This window comes from Cytobacillus oceanisediminis (assembly GCF_007830235.1).
GTDB lineage: Bacteria > Bacillota > Bacilli > Bacillales > Cytobacillaceae > Cytobacillus > Cytobacillus oceanisediminis.
Genome location: NZ_VLKI01000028.1, coordinates 26937 through 44477, shown reverse-complemented (window position 1 = coordinate 44477; position 17541 = coordinate 26937). Strand labels below are relative to the sequence as shown.

At 42.1% G+C, this 17541-nt stretch carries 12 protein-coding genes, 1 rRNA gene and 2 riboswitches; all 13 genes read right to left on the bottom strand.

The features are described 5' to 3' along the window. Positions 1-197: ribosomal RNA gene (locus tag IQ19_RS25525) — 16S ribosomal RNA — on the bottom strand; the annotation flags it as partial. Positions 198-552: 355 nt separating this feature from the next. Continuing rightward, positions 553-2613, bottom strand: coding sequence for a glucose-specific PTS transporter subunit IIBC (gene ptsG, locus IQ19_RS25520; RefSeq protein ID WP_144546321.1), 2061 nt, complete (start codon positions 2611-2613; stop codon positions 553-555). A 326-nt stretch (positions 2614-2939) separates the two neighbouring features. Beyond that, positions 2940-3782 (bottom strand): glucose PTS transporter transcription antiterminator GlcT, encoded by an 843-nt coding sequence (gene glcT / locus IQ19_RS25515; RefSeq protein ID WP_144546319.1) that lies wholly within the window; start codon positions 3780-3782, stop codon positions 2940-2942. A 136-nt stretch (positions 3783-3918) separates the two neighbouring features. Next, positions 3919-5247: an NCS2 family permease gene (locus IQ19_RS25510; RefSeq protein WP_144546317.1), complete on the bottom strand. Its 1329-nt coding sequence runs from the start codon at positions 5245-5247 to the stop codon at positions 3919-3921. A 145-nt stretch (positions 5248-5392) separates the two neighbouring features. Then, positions 5393-5494, bottom strand: a riboswitch (purine riboswitch). Positions 5495-5579: 85 nt separating this feature from the next. After that, complete coding sequence (gene guaA / locus IQ19_RS25505; protein WP_199749556.1) at positions 5580-7100, bottom strand: glutamine-hydrolyzing GMP synthase; 1521 nt, start codon at positions 7098-7100, stop codon at positions 5580-5582. A gap of 374 nt (positions 7101-7474) precedes the next feature. Beyond that, positions 7475-7576, bottom strand: a riboswitch (purine riboswitch). Between the two features lie 81 nt (positions 7577-7657). After that, positions 7658-9862, bottom strand: coding sequence for a transglutaminase TgpA family protein (locus IQ19_RS25500; RefSeq protein WP_144546313.1), 2205 nt, complete (start codon positions 9860-9862; stop codon positions 7658-7660). After that, positions 9859-11076, bottom strand: coding sequence for a DUF58 domain-containing protein (locus IQ19_RS25495; RefSeq protein ID WP_144546311.1), 1218 nt, complete (start codon positions 11074-11076; stop codon positions 9859-9861). Before IQ19_RS25495 ends, IQ19_RS25500 begins: the two co-directional genes overlap by 4 nt. A 1-nt stretch (position 11077) precedes the next feature. After that, entirely contained in the window at positions 11078-12034 is a 957-nt protein-coding gene (locus IQ19_RS25490) for an AAA family ATPase (RefSeq protein WP_144546309.1), read from the bottom strand. A 275-nt stretch (positions 12035-12309) separates the two neighbouring features. After that, a complete protein-coding gene (locus tag IQ19_RS25485) occupies positions 12310-13770 on the bottom strand; it encodes an esterase/lipase family protein (RefSeq protein WP_144546307.1) in 1461 nt (486 codons plus the stop codon). A 162-nt stretch (positions 13771-13932) separates the two neighbouring features. After that, positions 13933-14328 carry a hypothetical protein gene (locus IQ19_RS25480; protein WP_144546305.1) on the bottom strand — a complete coding sequence of 132 codons (396 nt, stop codon included), beginning with the start codon at positions 14326-14328 and terminating at the stop codon, positions 13933-13935. Positions 14329-14444: 116 nt separating this feature from the next. Next, a complete protein-coding gene (locus IQ19_RS25475) occupies positions 14445-15338 on the bottom strand; it encodes a DUF5683 domain-containing protein (RefSeq protein WP_242021127.1) in 894 nt (297 codons plus the stop codon). A gap of 140 nt (positions 15339-15478) precedes the next feature. Next, the gene (locus IQ19_RS28795; protein WP_242021126.1) at positions 15479-16495 is read right to left on the bottom strand and encodes a transglutaminase domain-containing protein; all 1017 of its coding nucleotides are present in this window, start codon (positions 16493-16495) and stop codon (positions 15479-15481) included. A 44-nt stretch (positions 16496-16539) separates the two neighbouring features. Next, entirely contained in the window at positions 16540-17178 is a 639-nt protein-coding gene (locus tag IQ19_RS28790) for a hypothetical protein (protein WP_242021125.1), read from the bottom strand. Between the last annotated feature and the right edge of the window lie 363 nt (positions 17179-17541).

The following is a 17541-nucleotide window of genomic DNA, read 5'->3' as shown; positions in this document are numbered from 1 at the left end:
CTCATGTGAGGGAAAGAATTATCCGGTATTAGCTCCGGTTTCCCGAAGTTATCCCAGTCTTACAGGCAGGTTGCCCACGTGTTACTCACCCGTCCGCCGCTGACTTCCGGGAGCAAGCTCCCATCCGTCCGCTCGACTTGCATGTATTAGGCACGCCGCCAGCGTTCGTCCTGAGCCAGGATCAAACTCTCCATATAAGAGTTGATTAAGCTCATAAGTTGTCTTTTTTAAAAAGACTAAAGAATTAACGTTGACGTTTTTGTTCGTTCAGTTTTCAAAGAGCAAGTTTTATTCCGTCGCTCAAAAGCGACTTTATTAATATATCATTTCTTAATCGCAGCGTCAACAACTTTTTTCAAGTTATTTAATTCGTTGCTAACGTGTCAGCGACTGTTTATATATAATAACACCTATGTACCCAAAGGGTCAACATAATATCCACAAAAATAAATTGGTTTTTTTAACCATTGAAAATACATCCTATTGTACCTGTACCTTTATATAGAAGAAACCAGTCACAAAAAAAGTGACTGGTTTCTTCTATATAATATATTACTGCTTGGAGATGGTAATAATGTCTTTATCCTTCAGGTCTACAGCTCCTGGTTTATTTATCGTTACTGCTTCACCCTGTTCAAGGTTCGTGAATACGATTGGCGTGATTTTAGAAGTGGCGTTTTTCTCGATGTAATCAAGATCCACTTTTAATAATGGCTGCCCAGCTTCTACACGCTCGTTTTCAGCTACCAGCGTTTCAAAGCCTTGGCCTTTTAAATTAACCGTATCAATACCCACATGGATAAGGATCTCACGGCCAGAATCTGAAAGAATACCGATTGCATGCTTAGTCGGGAACATATTAACGATTTTTCCGTCTACAGGTGAGACTACTGTTCCCTCTGTAGGCACAATTGCAAATCCATCACCCATCATTTTTCCTGAGAATACCGCGTCAGGAACTTCTGTAATAGGTTTGATTTCACCCTTGATCGGTGCAACGAAAAGGTCTTCCTTATGCTCAGTTTGGAGCGCTTCAGGATTTACTTCTTCAATTTGCTGTTCAACTCCGCCTTCAGGAGCCTTTTCAACAACTCGCGGTCTTTTGCCGCTCATAATATCTTTCATTTGCCCTTTAATAGTCTCAGACCTCGGTCCAAAGATAGCCTGTATGTTATTTCCGACTTCCAATACACCAGAAGCGCCCAATTTCTTCAGACGATCTTTATCTACATTGTTAATATCATTTACTGATACACGAAGGCGAGTGATACAAGCGTCTAAGTGAGAAATGTTTTCTTGTCCACCCATTGCTTCAAGAACTTCATACGGAAGGTCTCCACCTTTGCCGGAAGCAACCTCTTCCTCATCTTCTACCTCTTCACGGCCTGGAGTTTTCAGGTTGAATTTGCGAATGGCAAATCGGAAACCGAAATAATAAATGACTGCAAAGACTAATCCTACCGGAATAACGATCCAAGCATTTGTTTGAGGGTTGATTAAGCCGAATAAAATATAGTCGATTAAACCACCCGAGAATGTCATACCAATTTTAACATCCAATAAATGCATAGTCATGAAAGAAAGACCTGCAAACACTGCGTGTACGGCAAAAAGTACAGGCGCTACGAATAAGAATGAGAATTCAAGCGGTTCAGTAATGCCTGTTAAGAATGAAGTCAATGCGGCAGAAGCCATAAGTCCGCCAACTATAACTTTCTTTTCAGGGCGTGCTTCGTGATAAATCGCTAACGCAGCTGCTGGCAGACCGAACATCATGAACGGGAACTTACCAGTCATGAAGGTACCAGCCGTCAATCTTTGAACATTATCGCTGATTTGCGCCATGAAGATACGCTGGTCACCGCGGACAGTTTCACCCGCATTGGTTACATACTGGCCAAATTCATACCAGAATGGAGAATAGAAAATATGGTGCAATCCAAAAGGAATCAATGAACGTTCAATTAAACCGAAGATAAACGCTGATAGTGTTAAGTTTGCATGAACCATGTTTTGCGAGAAAGCATTTAATCCAGCCTGGATCGGCGGCCAGATTACAAGCATTAGCAACCCTAAGACCACTGCTGTTGCAGCTGTAATAATCGGAACGAAACGCTTACCGGCAAAGAACCCTAAATAAGATGGCAGTTCTATCTCATAAAACTTGTTATAAAGAGCAGCCGCAATAATACCGACGATGATACCGCCGAATACACCAGTTTGCAGAGTTGGAATTCCCAAGATATTCGCATAGTTAAGTCCATTTACATCCTCTGCAGTAATCCCTGCCGCCGTACCCATTGTGACATTCATAATTAAATATCCGATGATGGCAGCCAGTGCCGCTACACCTTCACCGCCAGCCAACCCAACAGCTACACCGACTGCGAATAGCACAGGCAAGTTTGCAAAGACGATATCTCCCGCTTTTTGCATGACCTGAGCGACGATCAAAACCCCGCTGTTATCCAGGAAAGGTGCCAGTTCAAGAAGTGCCGGATTTTGCAGCGCCGCACCTAAAGCAAGCAAGATTCCCGCTGCTGGCAATAGCGCCACCGGAAGCATTAAAGCTTTCCCGACTTTTTGCAGGACGCCAAATATTTTTTTAAACATAAGTTAACCCCCTAATAGTTTTACTCATTAAGCGTTTTCATTTCATTGCCGCAAGCATTAAAAACAAATAAAAAAGGCATGAGGAAAAAAGGATAGAACTTAGGCGTATACAAGGGTATCTTACCCTATTTGCCTAAATTCAATTACCTTTCTTCACTCATGCCTGATCGAATCAGTAACACGTAAAGACGAAAAGCGCAAGGCGCCCGCTTAACAGCGACAAGCATAAGACAAGCGGGCATGAAGGTTGATCTTTACCTTCTTGACCGATTGGCTTATGACCTCGAAGCCGTTGGCGCCTGTAGCTAGACAAGATAAAATAATGACTAATTTATTTTCTTTTGAAGTCTCTGCAGATGCATGGTCATGTAAACCGCTTCCGCATTATAAACTGGTTTTTTTAATGTTTGCTGCATTACCTTAATGAGCTTCCATGAGAGATTGTAGCATACCGGGTATTCTTCTTTCAAGAGGGAAGTTATTTTTTCTGGTTCTTCTACTTGCTCGCCTTTGTTAACACGTTCAATGGTAAAACGAATATGCCGGACAAGCCTCATATAATCTATGCTGTCTTTATTAATTTTTATATCTAACTGATCCTCAATCATATTGACTAGATGGGTTACAAGCTGGGAGTGCTGATTGACCTCAGATAGATTGCGGTTCATGACAGCGCTATGAACATGAAGGGCAATAAAGCCAACCTCTCCCTCAGGCAAATAAATACCTGTTCGCTGTCCAATAAGGCCTACAACCTCCTGGGCAACCTCGTATTCAAAGGGATATAAGGCTTTTGTTTCAATAAGAAAAGGGTTTTTCATTTCCATTCCCTTTTTTAAGCGCGTTATGGCGAACATCAGATGGTCTGTTAAAGCAACATGGATATGCTCATTAAGTACCGAGCTTGACCGTTGTTTAATCAATTCAATAGAGGAGATGATTACCTCGAGCAATTCATTGTCAACAAACGGCATCAGTTTAATGTAATTTTCCTGCTCTTTTTCATTTTTTAGTACAAAGAGCTTTTCTACCAGAGCAGAATCGATTTGCTGCCCAGGTTTCTGATTAAAGCCGATCCCCTTCCCAATGAGGACGACTTCGCCGAACGATTCATGGCTGCCGATTAAGACATTATTATTAAGTACCTTTTTTACCTTATACTCTCCCATTCTTTTCTCCCCGCCCATTAAACAAATGTACTCTCATGGTATTAAAGCCCGTCCGGGAAGTCAACGGATTGAATTATTTATTTGGCTAAATAAAAAAAAGACCCGCATTTTAAGAGCGGATCTCCAAATCAAATCATTATTTTAAGAAAATAAAATACAGAATAAAGATTACGAACAGAACATACATAACCGGATGGATTTCTTTGGTCCTTCCTTTTACAATCATTGTAATCGGATAGAAAATGAATCCGACCGCAATTCCGGTAGCAATGCTGTAAGACAATGGCATCACAATAATCGTTAGAAAAGCAGGGACTGCAACTTCGAATTTATTCCAATCGATATTCCCTAATGAAGCGACCATTAATACACCCACAATAATTAATGCCGGAGCTGTAACCGCTGAAGTGATGACTTCCAAAAGCGGAAAGAAGAATAGTGATAACAGGAAAAGCCCTGCTGTTACAACCGAAGCAAAACCTGTTCTCGCACCTGCCGCTACCCCTGATGATGACTCAATAAATGACGTTGTTGTCGATGTTCCAAAGATAGCTCCCACTACAGTTGCAGCAGAATCCGCGAATAAAGCCTTTCCTGCCCGCGGCAATTTGTTATCTTTCATTAAGCCCGCCTGATTTGCTACTCCTACTAAGGTTCCCGCTGTATCAAAGAAATCAACAAATAAAAATGTTAATACCACAACCAGCATGCTTGTTGAAAAGAAGGAAGGATCGCCATAAGCTTCGAAAGCTGCTCCGAAAGTAGGAGCCACACTTGGAACGGAATCCACAATCTTGCCAGGAACATCAATTAACCCTGTAATCATTCCCACAATAGTTGTAATGACCATACCGATAAAAATTCCGCCGTTAATTCCTTTTGTCATTAAAACGACTGTTACTGCTATACCAAAGATAGCCAGCAGCACATTCCCATCAGTAAAATCTCCTAATCCAACCAGAACAGCATCATTATTAACAATTAGCCCAGCACTTTGAGCACCAACAAACGTTATGAATAAACCAATACCTGCACTAACTGCATACTTCAATTCCGCTGGTATTGAATTGATAATTTTTTCGCGCAATCCTGTAAGCGTTAATAAGATGAATATAACTCCAGAAATCAAGACGCCCCCTAAAGCATGCTGCCAAGGGATCCCCATTGTTAAAACAACTGTATAGGCAAAGAACGCATTCAAGCCCATTCCCGGCGCTAGCGCTATTGGGTATTTAGCTATTACCCCCATCAATAAAGAACCAATCGCTGCTGCAACAGCAGTGGCGACGAATACGGCACCATAATCCATTCTCATGGCATCTGGCAGATCTGGGATATCCATTAACGATAAGGTAATCGGATTAACAACTAGTATATAAGCCATTGCTAAAAAAGTTGTAAGACCGCCGATAAATTCACGGCGATAGTTTGTTCCAAGTTCTTCAAACTGGAAGTACTTCTTCATTTTTCTCCCCCCTAAAAATGTCTGTTTATATGGTTGCCAAATTGACCAAATAAAAACGCTCCGAGAGTTACCGGAGCGTTGACAACAGGGTTCGTGAACAAATAGGGATAAATAGGAAAAAGTATAATAGCCAAAACAGATCCCCTATAAGTAACACTTACCTCGTAGTCAAGCTATTTACGGCAGCTCGGTAGAAACTTTTGGGCCATATTCCCAAGATTATACGACGTAATACGACATATATAATTCTACTTTATCTTAACACCCCAAAAAGTCTTAGTCAACAGAAAAAACGAACATTTTTATGTTCGTCTTTTCTTATCGTTCGTATTTTATTCCCACTCAATCGTTGCTGGCGGTTTGCTTGTAATATCATAAACAACTCGGTTGACATGGGATACTTCATTGACGATCCTTGTTGAAATGACTTCAAGCACATCCCAAGGAATTCTTGCCCAGTCAGATGTCATGCCATCAATGGATGTTACTGCACGGATTCCGATTGTGTAATCGTATGTCCGGGCATCGCCCATTACTCCAACACTGCGGATATCAGGCAGGACAGTGAAATATTGCCAAATGTCTCGGTCCAGTCCGGCTTTTTGGATTTCTTCGCGTAAAATTGCATCAGACTCGCGTACGATTTCAAGCTTATCTTCAGAAATTTCTCCTAGTACACGGATGCCCAAACCAGGTCCAGGGAATGGCTGTCTCCATACAATTTCATCCGGAATACCAAGCTCTGTTCCAAGCGCCCGCACTTCATCTTTAAATAAAGTGTTCAGTGGCTCGATTAACTTGAACTGCATATCTTCAGGGAGACCGCCTACATTATGATGTGATTTGATTGTTTGGGCAGTAGCCGTACCGCTTTCGATAATATCTGTGTAAAGTGTTCCCTGAGCAAGGAAGTCGATGCCTTCAAGCTTGGCTGCCTCATCATCAAATACATAGATAAATTCGTTGCCAATAATTTTTCGCTTTTGTTCCGGGTCGCTGACACCTTTAAGTTTATTTAAGAAACGCTCCTGTGCATCCACTTTAATTACATTCATATTAAAACCATCAGCAAAAGTCTTCATGACACCTTCCGCTTCATCTTTCCTCAGCAAACCATGATCAACAAAGATACATGTCAGCTGGTCGCCAATTGCCTTATGGATGAGGACGGCCACAACAGAGGAATCAACACCACCGCTTAAAGCACATAGAACATTTTTATCGCCGACTTCCTGGCGGATTTTCTCCATTTCAATTTCAATAAAATTTTCCATAGACCAATCGCCTGTACAGCCGCAAACGCCAAATACAAAGTTTTTCAGTATATCATTTCCATGAACGGAATGGCGGACTTCCGGGTGAAATTGCACAGCATATAATCCTCGCTCTTCATTGCTCATTGCAGCAATCGGGCAAGAAGGGTTTGTTCCGTCAACAGTAAAGCCTGCCGGGGCTTCCACTACAAGATCCCCATGGCTCATCCAAACAGTCTGTTCCCTAGGAAGGTCTGCAAATAGCTTTGATTCATTTTCAACCTTAAGAACTGCCTTGCCGTATTCACGGTGCTTGGCCGGCTCAACCTTGCCGTCAAAATGCATCGTCATTAATTGCATGCCATAGCAAATGCCGAAGATCGGCAAGCCCAGTTCAAAAATCTCTTCATCACAGCGAAAAGCATTTTCCCCATAGACGCTGTTAGGACCGCCGGAGAAAATAATTCCCTTTGGGTTCATCTCTTTTATTTCTGCAGCAGTAATCGTATGCGGATGCAACTCACTGTAAACGCCAAATTCGCGGATTCTGCGTGTGATTAACTGATTGTACTGGCTTCCGAAATCCAGCACTACGATCATCTCTTGATTTTGAAGTTCTGTTTTCCCCGTCACGCTGTTCACCTCATTAAATTTGTGATATTGCCTTTAGTGTTCTCTCATGTAAACAAAATATCTAGTGAAAATAAAATTCTTTGCAATCCAACATATACAATTAGAAAAGCGCAAGGCGCCCGCTAAAATTGAACGCAGACTAAAGCGGCCACGTCCTGTGGCAGCGTCTGTATGACCTGCGGGACTTAGCATAAGAAAAGTGCTAGCAGGAGACGTTTGTTGCCTTCAGAAGCGATTTTCTTATGACCTCGAGCCGACGGCGCCTGGAGCTAGACAATAAAAAACCGGAACTCTCCCCACAAAAAAAAGTGAAGGCAGAATTCCGGTTTTTACATATAGCAAAAAGTATATTCTGCCTTCATAGTCAGATCATTTACGGCGATCCGGTAGAGACTTTCGAACCATATTATCGAGGATATATGAAGGTTGCATGATTAAGTTGTTTTAACAGCAAAAACCGAACAATATGCTGGATTTTTGCAGCTGTCTTATTTGCCTATTGTAACAACACGCTTAATTTCTGGTCAAGCTATTGTCTTTTTAATTAAATTTTCCCACAATTCCTTCGTCTCAGTCCAGCTTCCTTCCTTCAGAACTCCCCGGTAAATAAGCTCCTCATAGCGTGATGTTAATCGGCTCATTTCCTTCGTAGAAAAGAAGCTGTCCACATATTTGGCATACTCTCTTAAGGTTTGGCCGTTTTTCCTCTTTAAGCCGTAACGGTCCAATTCCTTTAAAAGAATTAAATATGCTTTAGGAAAGTGTTCATCCTTTTCCGTCTGTTTAAATCTCCAGACGAAATAATGCGGGAGCCATTTACCGCGCTTTTGGTAAAGCATTAAGATCAGTAATGCCCCAGTCAAAACCGCTATTCCGATTACTTTCCAGTTGTCAGCAAAGAAAGCCTTCACTGACTCCCAAATCTCTTTTATGGAGAATGAGGATTCATCCGCCACTTTTTCTTCAGTCTTTTCTGGCTTAACAGGCGTTTCCGTCTCTTTCGGCTCTTCTGGTTCAGCCTGGTTCGTATTTTGGCCGGCATTATCAAAATTAAATTGAATGTTATTGCTAAAGCCCTGGGTAGGCTCAAACGGAACCCAGCCGATTTCAGGAAAATAAATTTCAACCCAGGAATGGGCATTATTATTTGTCACTTCAAACAAACGAAGTCCAGAACCAGTAGGCTGTTGGAATTCTCCCTCGGTATAGCCCTTGACCCACCTGGCAGGCAATCCAATCGACCTGGCCATGACCGCCATTGAAGAGGAGAAATTGTCGCAATAGCCCTGTTTTGTATCAAATAGGAATTGATCAACATAATCCTCATCTTCATCCGGGACAGCCACGTCCTGCTGGTCATAATTGTATTCCGATCTGTGGAAATACCTTTCCAGCTCCCTGGCTTTTTCAAACCAATCGGTTTTATCCTGGGTGATTTCAAGCGCCAATTCCCTGACTCTATTTGGCAGTTCATCAGGCAGCTGTGTGTATCTTGCCAAAAATTCATCAGGCAGTACCCCTGCGTTAGTTTCTGCCGACTTCAGGCCGGTGACACTGTATTCCGGTACTTCGAACCTCAGTTTGTATTGATCTAACGCGACAGGACGGCCGCCATCGAGAGTGCGGATTTTTTCAGTAGCCGTTTCGAGTTCATACGTAATAAATGGCGGAGCATCTATACTTTTTACTCCTAATGGATAAACCACGTGTGGGTAATTCATAAAAGTATACACAGAGCTGGTTTCTTCGGTTGTCTCAATTGCATTATTGTCGATAAACGATGAGACAGGAATATCCTCACCCATTCCAAATGGAAGGAATTCTTCTTCCGGCTGAGAGGTAACCCACCCTTTGCCAGTGTATGTATCCTTCGTCTCCACCTTCCAATAGTGGCGTGACTCCACTTCCGCTCTAAAAACCACCCCGTTATCCCCAATAAAAGGGCCGCCAAGGCGGGAATCATCTTCCCCATACCCGATTTTCTGGATACCCGGTCCATTTCCGCCGCTGTTTTGTCCGTAAGATTTTATAAATGGCACCGGATCCGGCCACATCGGTTCTGCCTTTGGAGCCGTAAAGCCCAAGCCGGCGCTTACAGCTATCAGCAAGGCCAGCGGAACCATCCATTTGCGGGATAGCGAGACTTCTTTCTTAATCCCTTCCTTGTCCAGAAGGCGATAAAAAGTCAATATTCCCATGACAGCAAAGCCAGCAATAACCGTTCTGACAATTGCCCCATTTGCCACATACGGAGTGAATGTGTCCAGAACGGTTATATAAACCAGCGTCATAAATAAGAAGATAAAAATCTGCCTGCGGTTTATGAGCCAGTATTGAATTAAATAGGTCATCAGCCCAAGCAGAACAAAAAATAATAAACTTCTGAACAGGTTGGTTATGCTTGACCAATCTCTATCAGCCATTAGGCTAAAATTATATATCAGATCCTCCCAAAATGGCGAGATCCAGGATGTTTGAAAGAAGGCACCTTCAAAATACAGAAAGTGCAGTACATAAACCACATAAAGCACTTTTATAAAGCCGCTTAATAAAGGGGAAACACCGTAAAAAGACATGAGTAGAGATAACATCAAAAATATCAGAAACACTGTTATATTCGATGTATCTGTTAACTGTTCAAGTGGCCTCAGCCATTCCCATAATAGTAAAAATCCCAAAACATAGAGAAGGAAGGTGGCAAGATCTTTTTGGACCTTATGAGATGTCATCCTTTGCTCACCCCCGTAAATGCATCTGAAAACTGTCCGTTATGAACCATGATTACCCGGACTCCCCTTGAATTGGCTGATGCTTTTAGCGCAATCTCCTCCTGTAGAGGGGATTCATCCATGTCTTTTATTAAAAAGATTGTAATTGAACCATTTTTTGAAGCGACAAATCCCACTTTCTCAATCAGCGCCTTTGATAATTTGGGTGTAACGAGCATAAGCTGGCTGTTTTGCTGCAAAAGAAAGCTTTCGGCTTCAAGTACACGGTCCAACGGTACAGAAGAACCATCCTTTATTTTGGCCAAATGATAAAACAGCTGCAGCTGCTGTGTTTCTCCGCCCCTGATCGGAAAAATAGTCCGTTCTGCTGCAGAAGTCAGAAAGCCAACTTGAGCTCCTTTGCGCAGAATGGCTCTCACAAGGGATGCCGTAAAAGAAACAACGGCTTCAAATCGGCTATCCGGTTCACAATCCATGAGAATAGAGACATCATGAGACTGTCTTTGTTCAAATTCCTTTGTCATAATATCATTTCTCTTAGCTGTCGCTTTCCAGTTAATCCAGGAAAACCGATCTCCCGGCTGATACTCCCTTATGCCGATAGCCATGGAAGTATCCCTTTGCACCCGCTCTTTTGAGGCAGTCATTCCCTGGTCATAATGATGCGCCAAAGGCTTATAGATAATCTCCTCATAAGCCGGATAAACAATCATCCGATTCTCTGCAGGAACTTGTCTTTCTTTTTCAATTAAACCAAGCGAATCCCCTGTTTTAATTCGAATGGAGGTAAAGAAATGCTCCCCCCTAGGCAAACTATCTATTTGATATTGCAGGGAAATTTCCTTTTGGAACCCGGGAAACAAAAACCGCTTTGCCTTTTTCCCCTGCTTCGAATAAAGGAGCTGCTCGCTCATCCCATCCTCGATAACCATATATAATAATGGAACAGCAGCTTTCCTCCTTATTTTCAATGTGATGACGGCATTTTCACCTGCATTGAACTCCGTTTTAGGCAGTACCCTTTCCACTTGAAAGTCGTTTAAGGAATAAAAAGATAAAGCGAGCGCATATAAAGCAAAAGGAAGAAAACTGTAAAATAGAAACCAGCTCACAAACCCTCCCTGAAACATGGCATAAGAAAAGGTGAGGAGAATAAGAATGAATAAAATGATTAGTTTCCATACACCTTTTAGCGTATTAAATACCCGGCTCATATTACTTCACTAACCTTTGAACAGGGACTGGAACCCTGGCAAAAACACGTTCCACTACTTCATCTGCTGTAATGCCTTCAAACTTCGCCTCGGATTTTAAAATAATCCGGTGGACAAACACAGCTGGTGCCAAATACTGAATATCATCCGGAAGCACATAATCGCGTCCATACATAAATGCGTATGCCTGGGCCGCTTTCATTAAAGCAATCGAACCACGCGGACTCGCCCCTAGATACACACTGCTATGCGTTCTAGTCCGGTTGGCAATATCCACAATGTAGCGTTTTATTGTATCATCAACATGGACTTCCTTGATTTCTTTCTGCAGTTCACGGAGCTCCGCCAAATCTATGACAGGCTCCAGTTCTTCAATTGGCGGAATTCGCTGCGCCCGGTTCAGCACTTCCATCTCCTCCGAAACCTCGGGATAGCCCATCTTCATTTTTAATAAAAAACGATCCAGCTGTGCTTCCGGAAGCGGATATGTTCCTTCATACTCAATCGGATTCTGTGTCGCCATGACAAAGAACGGTTTTTCAAGGCGGTGTGTTACCCCATCAATCGTGACGCTGCTTTCTTCCATCCCCTCGAGAAGTGCGGATTGCGTTTTGGGAGAAGTTCTGTTAATTTCATCTGCTAAAATGATATTGCCCATGATTGGACCAGGCCTGAACTGAAATTCCATTTCCTTTGGATTATAGATGGATACACCTGTTACATCTGAAGGAAGCAAGTCAGGTGTGAACTGTATACGCTTGAATGCTGCACCAACCGATTTCGCGAGCGCACGCACCATCATCGTTTTTCCGACGCCTGGAACATCCTCTAGCAATACATGGCCTTCCGCGAGAAGCGCTACCAAGCTTAACTCTGCTACATCCCGTTTACCGATCATCACTTTCTCAATATTCCCCAATACCCTCTCTATCGTAGGATGCATATGATTCCGATCCATGTGAAACCTCCCCTTATCTATCTCATGCGTTTTGCATTTATCAATTCTAATAAAATTACTTTCAACCATTTATATATTCGATATCTCATCTAAAAGTCCTGTAATCTGACGAGACGTTTCTGTCTTTTTGAAAAAATTGGCATAATTCTATTAACGGTTAAACTGGTAAAAGGTTTCATGAAATTATTGGAATTTATTTTTTTCGGAAGGGACGAAGCTTTATACTACATATCTCCCAATTAAAAAAGACTGCCTCCCAGCAGCCCAAAGAATATTTATTGACGTTCTCCATCCTTATTTACAAAGAAAGATTCAATGATCGTTCTCTCGAAAGGCTTCCCATTGGAGGTTACCCCTCTTACTTCAGTTGTAACGTTATATACGCCTTCCTGTTTGAATTCGCTATCCGCCATCAGTCCGGTCTTCTCACCCTTTGTCTTTTTTTGCAGTTTTTTCCCAGTTGAATCGAGTCCAAAGTGAATCCATTTTGTTTTATAAGTTTTATTACTGTTCATAATCCCGGCCTTTTCTTGGAGTGTCTCATTTAAAGGACTATCGAGAAAGACTGTGTAGAGGTAGGAAACGTTGCCAGGTCCCTTCAATGACCAGGTCCCCGCTTCAGGTGCATCCATTTCAAACTGGTGAACCCATGCTCCCTTAAAAAATTCCGATGCTTCTTTATAGATCTTTTTTGTTTTAAACGCCTTCCCGTCCGGACCGATTAATTTTAATGAAGACAAATTCTTATCGCTTAAGAAGGATACAGTCATGGATTTAACATTTTCTTCAACGGCAAAATGGTCCTTTAAAGCATTCACTGCTTTGCCGCCTTTTACGATGGAGTGTATTTTCGGCTGGCTTGGTGGAGTTTCCTTGATTGCCGATGCCCAAATAGAAGCAGGCTGGGTAACCGTTGTATATGGCCTAAATGCCTGGAATGTGTAGGATCCTTCCCGGATGGTCGTATGGTTCCAGCTGCCTTCCTGTACAATAGAGGCACCGGGTAAGCGGGAATTAACTGTCGTTACAACGCCATCATTTTTGCCGTACTGGCTTAAGTATAATCCGCCCCAATAGGAAGGGCTTCCAAAAGATCCCCATCTTGTACCGCCAAGTGTATAATACTGATTTTTTGCGGTATTTGCATGGGTATCCGTTATAGTCCTGAAGTATTGCATATGGCCTGTCTGCAGGGATTCGGTTGCTTCATTGTTGTTTCCAAGGAGAGCAGCCAGCCACCAGGCTGCACTGCTATGTGCGAGATCTGCGAGCTGGGTTCCATGATGCGGAGATGATAAAGAAATGACATTTGAAACATATTGATGCGCTCCATAATGAACAAGTGCTGTTTGCGTATCCACCCCGCCTTTACTGTAGCCGATAATTACAAGCTTCTGTCCGCCGAAATAATGGTACATTTCCTCTAGTTTCTCAGCCAGAATGGCGCCATTTGCCCACATGTCCCGATCAGGATGAAGATCGATGAAGGCTGTTTCATAGCCATTGGCCAACGCAACTTCGTACATATCATTTCCTTCATGCCAAACAGCTGATGAATTATTATAACCATGAATAAAAACGAGTGGAGACTTTGCCGGATCAATTAAGCCTGGAGTGCCTCCAGAGTACCAATAGCCTGGAGTCCCCCTGTCATCTCCTCCAAAACCGCCAGCCTTCACCATTCCAGGAAAAATCAGCATCATACAAAATACAACTCCTGTCATTTGTTTTATCAAACCTTTCCCTCCTTCAGAAAGATCTCTGACAAAAAAGCCCAGTCTATATAATTTTATAATTTTCAGAAAATACAAGAAAGGGTATTTGGATTTATTTGTAAAGTTTCTCACCACAAAAAAACAGGGGAATCCTGGGATCCACCCTGTTCGTCAGATTATTGATTACCATCCAGCAGGAAGCATGGCAACTGGCATCAGCGCTACTTTATACGTATAGCCGCCATCACTTGTTCCTGTTGGCCATAATGAAGTAGCCATATAAATAACTTTTATAGAATTGTCTTGAGAAAACTCCGTTACATATACAATGCGTTCTGCCATAATACCGATTTGCTCCTCAGTCCATAGAATTCGGTCTGCCATAAATCCGATAGAATCAACTGTATATAAAACACCATTAAGTGTATCCGTGTACGTGTCGGTACCCAGCTGTCCATAAGTTACAAGTACATCAGCTGCAGTGGTTGCAGCGCTTGCTTTTTGCAGAATTCCACCTGCTGCAAAAAGAGATAGCATTAATGCAAATGCCATAATAGATTTGATTACTATATTTTTCATGTATTATTACCCCCCCTATTTTTATACCCTATATGGTATTTGTTTTTTATTATATACCCTTGTATGTATTTCGTCGACGATTTTAAAAAAAAAGTGCCAGCTGGATACTGGCACTTTTATTTTATATATTTTTTCAAATCAGATGGATTCTGTAGCTCCTCTATATCTCTAGCATTAAGCTCAAGAATCCTGTCAGACAGTTGCAATTTCAGCATTGGATTATTAATCTTCTTATCTTTTATATAGATGATAAAAGGATAAAGGCTTTCCGGATTTTTAACCTTAATATTCATTTCGTGGGTATACCCCTGTGCATACATTAGCCGGAGTTCTTCATAAGACGGAATGGCCAGTTGATCTAGATTTTTCTGTGTCCCTTCATCCGCATCTATCGAAGAAGAAAGCGCTGCCCCCTTACCCAGCAGAGAGGACGTCTCCTGGTCGAACTCTTTCTCCCATCTGATATTCATATAGCGATCCTTGAAGCTCTGCCCTTTTTCAGAATAGCTAGCTATAAACGCAAGCTCCTGCTGGTTTTTTGGATAAACAGTAATATCATATCTTGAAGCCTCACCATTATATCTTGAACTCTGAACATAAAAATCATGCCGGTACTTATCCGCTAGATGCAAAATCACTTTATCCTCTGCCGCCTTCATCTCTGCTCTCGTTTTCTGGGGTACAGAAGCAACAGGTTCAGCAGGCTTTAGGAAAAAATAATAGGGGGCCGCAATCATCAGTGTAATAAAAATAACGGAAGTACCCAAAATAGGAACTGCTTTTTGGAATGTGAGAAAATCCTCCTGTTCACTGTTCTTGTCTTTCGCAGCTGCAAAAGCATCTGCTGCCGCAACGATATGGAAAAGAATCAGCGGAAACATCAGCCCCTTCAGGTACACATACACAAACACAATATCGACAATAATAAAGGCGATTGCCTTTTTATACTCCTTATTATAAAACTGCCCTAACCCTGGAAATATCAGGGATAAAAACACAGCCGCCATCATCTTTCTCACTTTGTTTCCTCCACAGCCAGTTTAAAAACGCACAATCCTACAATTTCGCCGCCCTATCTCATTTTACCTTTCTATAAAAGAAGAAAAAGCCATAGGACCAAGCCCCATGACTTTAAGTAAGATTTATAAACTTAATAAGAAACCCCTGTGCGGTTATGTGTTTTTTCAAACTCTTCCTTATTCGGATCAAAGTATTTTTCATTAAAAGCCGCTACGAATTTATCATCTTTTATATAACCTGCTCCCCATGTTGGATCCATGGTCAGCCAGCTGCCATTCACTTTTACTTCCACCCAGGCATGCCTTTGAGGCCAGAATCCGCTAAAGGCAGTACCTTCCACAAAACGGGCTTCCATATTGCTTGCACGCAGCAGGGCAATTGCCAGATAAGAGTAATCCTGGCAGACACCAGTCTTAGAATCCAGGGTCTTCAGGGCGCTATCATCCCAGTTAAAATCATCTGTTTCCAGTTTTTCAACATCATAGGAAATGGTTTTTGCCACATAATCATAAACGGCTTTAGCTTTTTCCCGATCGCTGCTCTTCCCTTCTGTTAACTCTCTAGCCAGATCTGCAATCGGCTGTGCATCTGATTGGACGCCTCTGGATGGGAGCAGGTCACGCTTATCCTCGCCTGTTGACTCGATTTCAAACTTGGCAAACCCATAAAACCTGAAGTAATCACTGTTTTCCTCCTTTATTTCCGGAACACTTAACGTGACCTCATACATACCGGGACCGAATCTTAGAAAGAAAGAATCATCGAATGCGAAGTCCTCGACAGGGATTACATCCAGCGCTTCGTCCTCGCCTTTTTTAGTCGTAATATAGATGTGTGTGGTCTCAGTGCCAAACTCTGCTTTCGGATCAATTTTTCCTTTAACCGAAAAGGTGCCGTCCGATTTCTCCCCGCCATACTGCGGATACTCCAATGTTACTCCCCGTTCCTCATAGGTTTTAGAGTACTCGATTGGGCTCATGGTTCTGTCAGACTCGTTATCTATTAAAAGTGTTGTCGCAGTCTGATAGTAATTTTCGCGCTCTTTATCCGGAACCAATATTTCGAGCTTGTGTAGTCCTTTTCCGTAGAATAAAGGAACATCATAAGAGAACTTGCCTTCCTCAATCGGTATTACGTGTTTCCACATTCCAGCATCCTTGTTTAATTTGAGCATAATCGTATCGCTGTCTGTCAGGTTCGCAGTTTCCCATTTAAAGTGAAGATTTCATTCTCTTTTACATAACTTGATTTCAAATCAAGAGCCATTTCCGCTTCCTGGCCAAATGGAGTAAAGGTTACATCCCGCTCCGCTTCCGGGCTGATATTGTGAACTGTAAATGTTGCCGTGTCATAGTAATAATTTTCACTATCCATGCTTGGAAGCTGGACCGTCACCCGATACTCGCCTTCCCCATTAAAAAAACGGATTGGCTGCTTGAAATTTCCTTCCTTGATGGGAGTATAATACTCATGGTCATAGCCGGCAGGGCCCTCTTCTGCTGCACGGACCTTTATCCATGCATATTCAGACATTAGCGCTGAATGCTTCTCTACCTCTCCTTCAACTACTACTTTGCCATTCACGGCAAACTCCTTATACGCAGGCTCCTTTATTATGGCTCCGACTTCCTCGCTATAAGAAGTCAGCTCGAGCGGCTCAAGCTCCAGCTCCTTATTCTTTTCCTCAACTAGCTTTTCAAATTTGTCTTCTTCCTTCTTTGTTGCCTTTGTCTCCGCATTGCTTGTATCGGAATTACTGCAGGCGGAGAGGAGCAGCAGGGTGTTCAACAAACAAAATATCACGATTGAAATAGGCCTTTTTTTAATCATGGGGTCCTCCTTCATCCTTATCCTTTTAACTTAATTAGGGTTTGGCTTGCTTTTTGATATTTTATTTACGAGTTATGTATGCTTTGGTTCCTGATTCTTTTTTACTATTTCTCCATCTTCTAATGGATTCAAAAGATAGAAGACATTTAGGCCGATAGTTACTACTGAAATTTAGCAAAGCCAAATCCCATGCTTTATTCCATATAAAAAGCCATAAGCAAGGATTCTTATGACTTAGGATATGACTTCATTGAATTGCTAGTCTGAACAGGGAAAAACTTCTATTTTTTAAAAACATTTGTCATATAATTGCTTGAAGAGGCAGCAAAAGCATCAGCAAAATAATTTTCATGATGAGCAAAG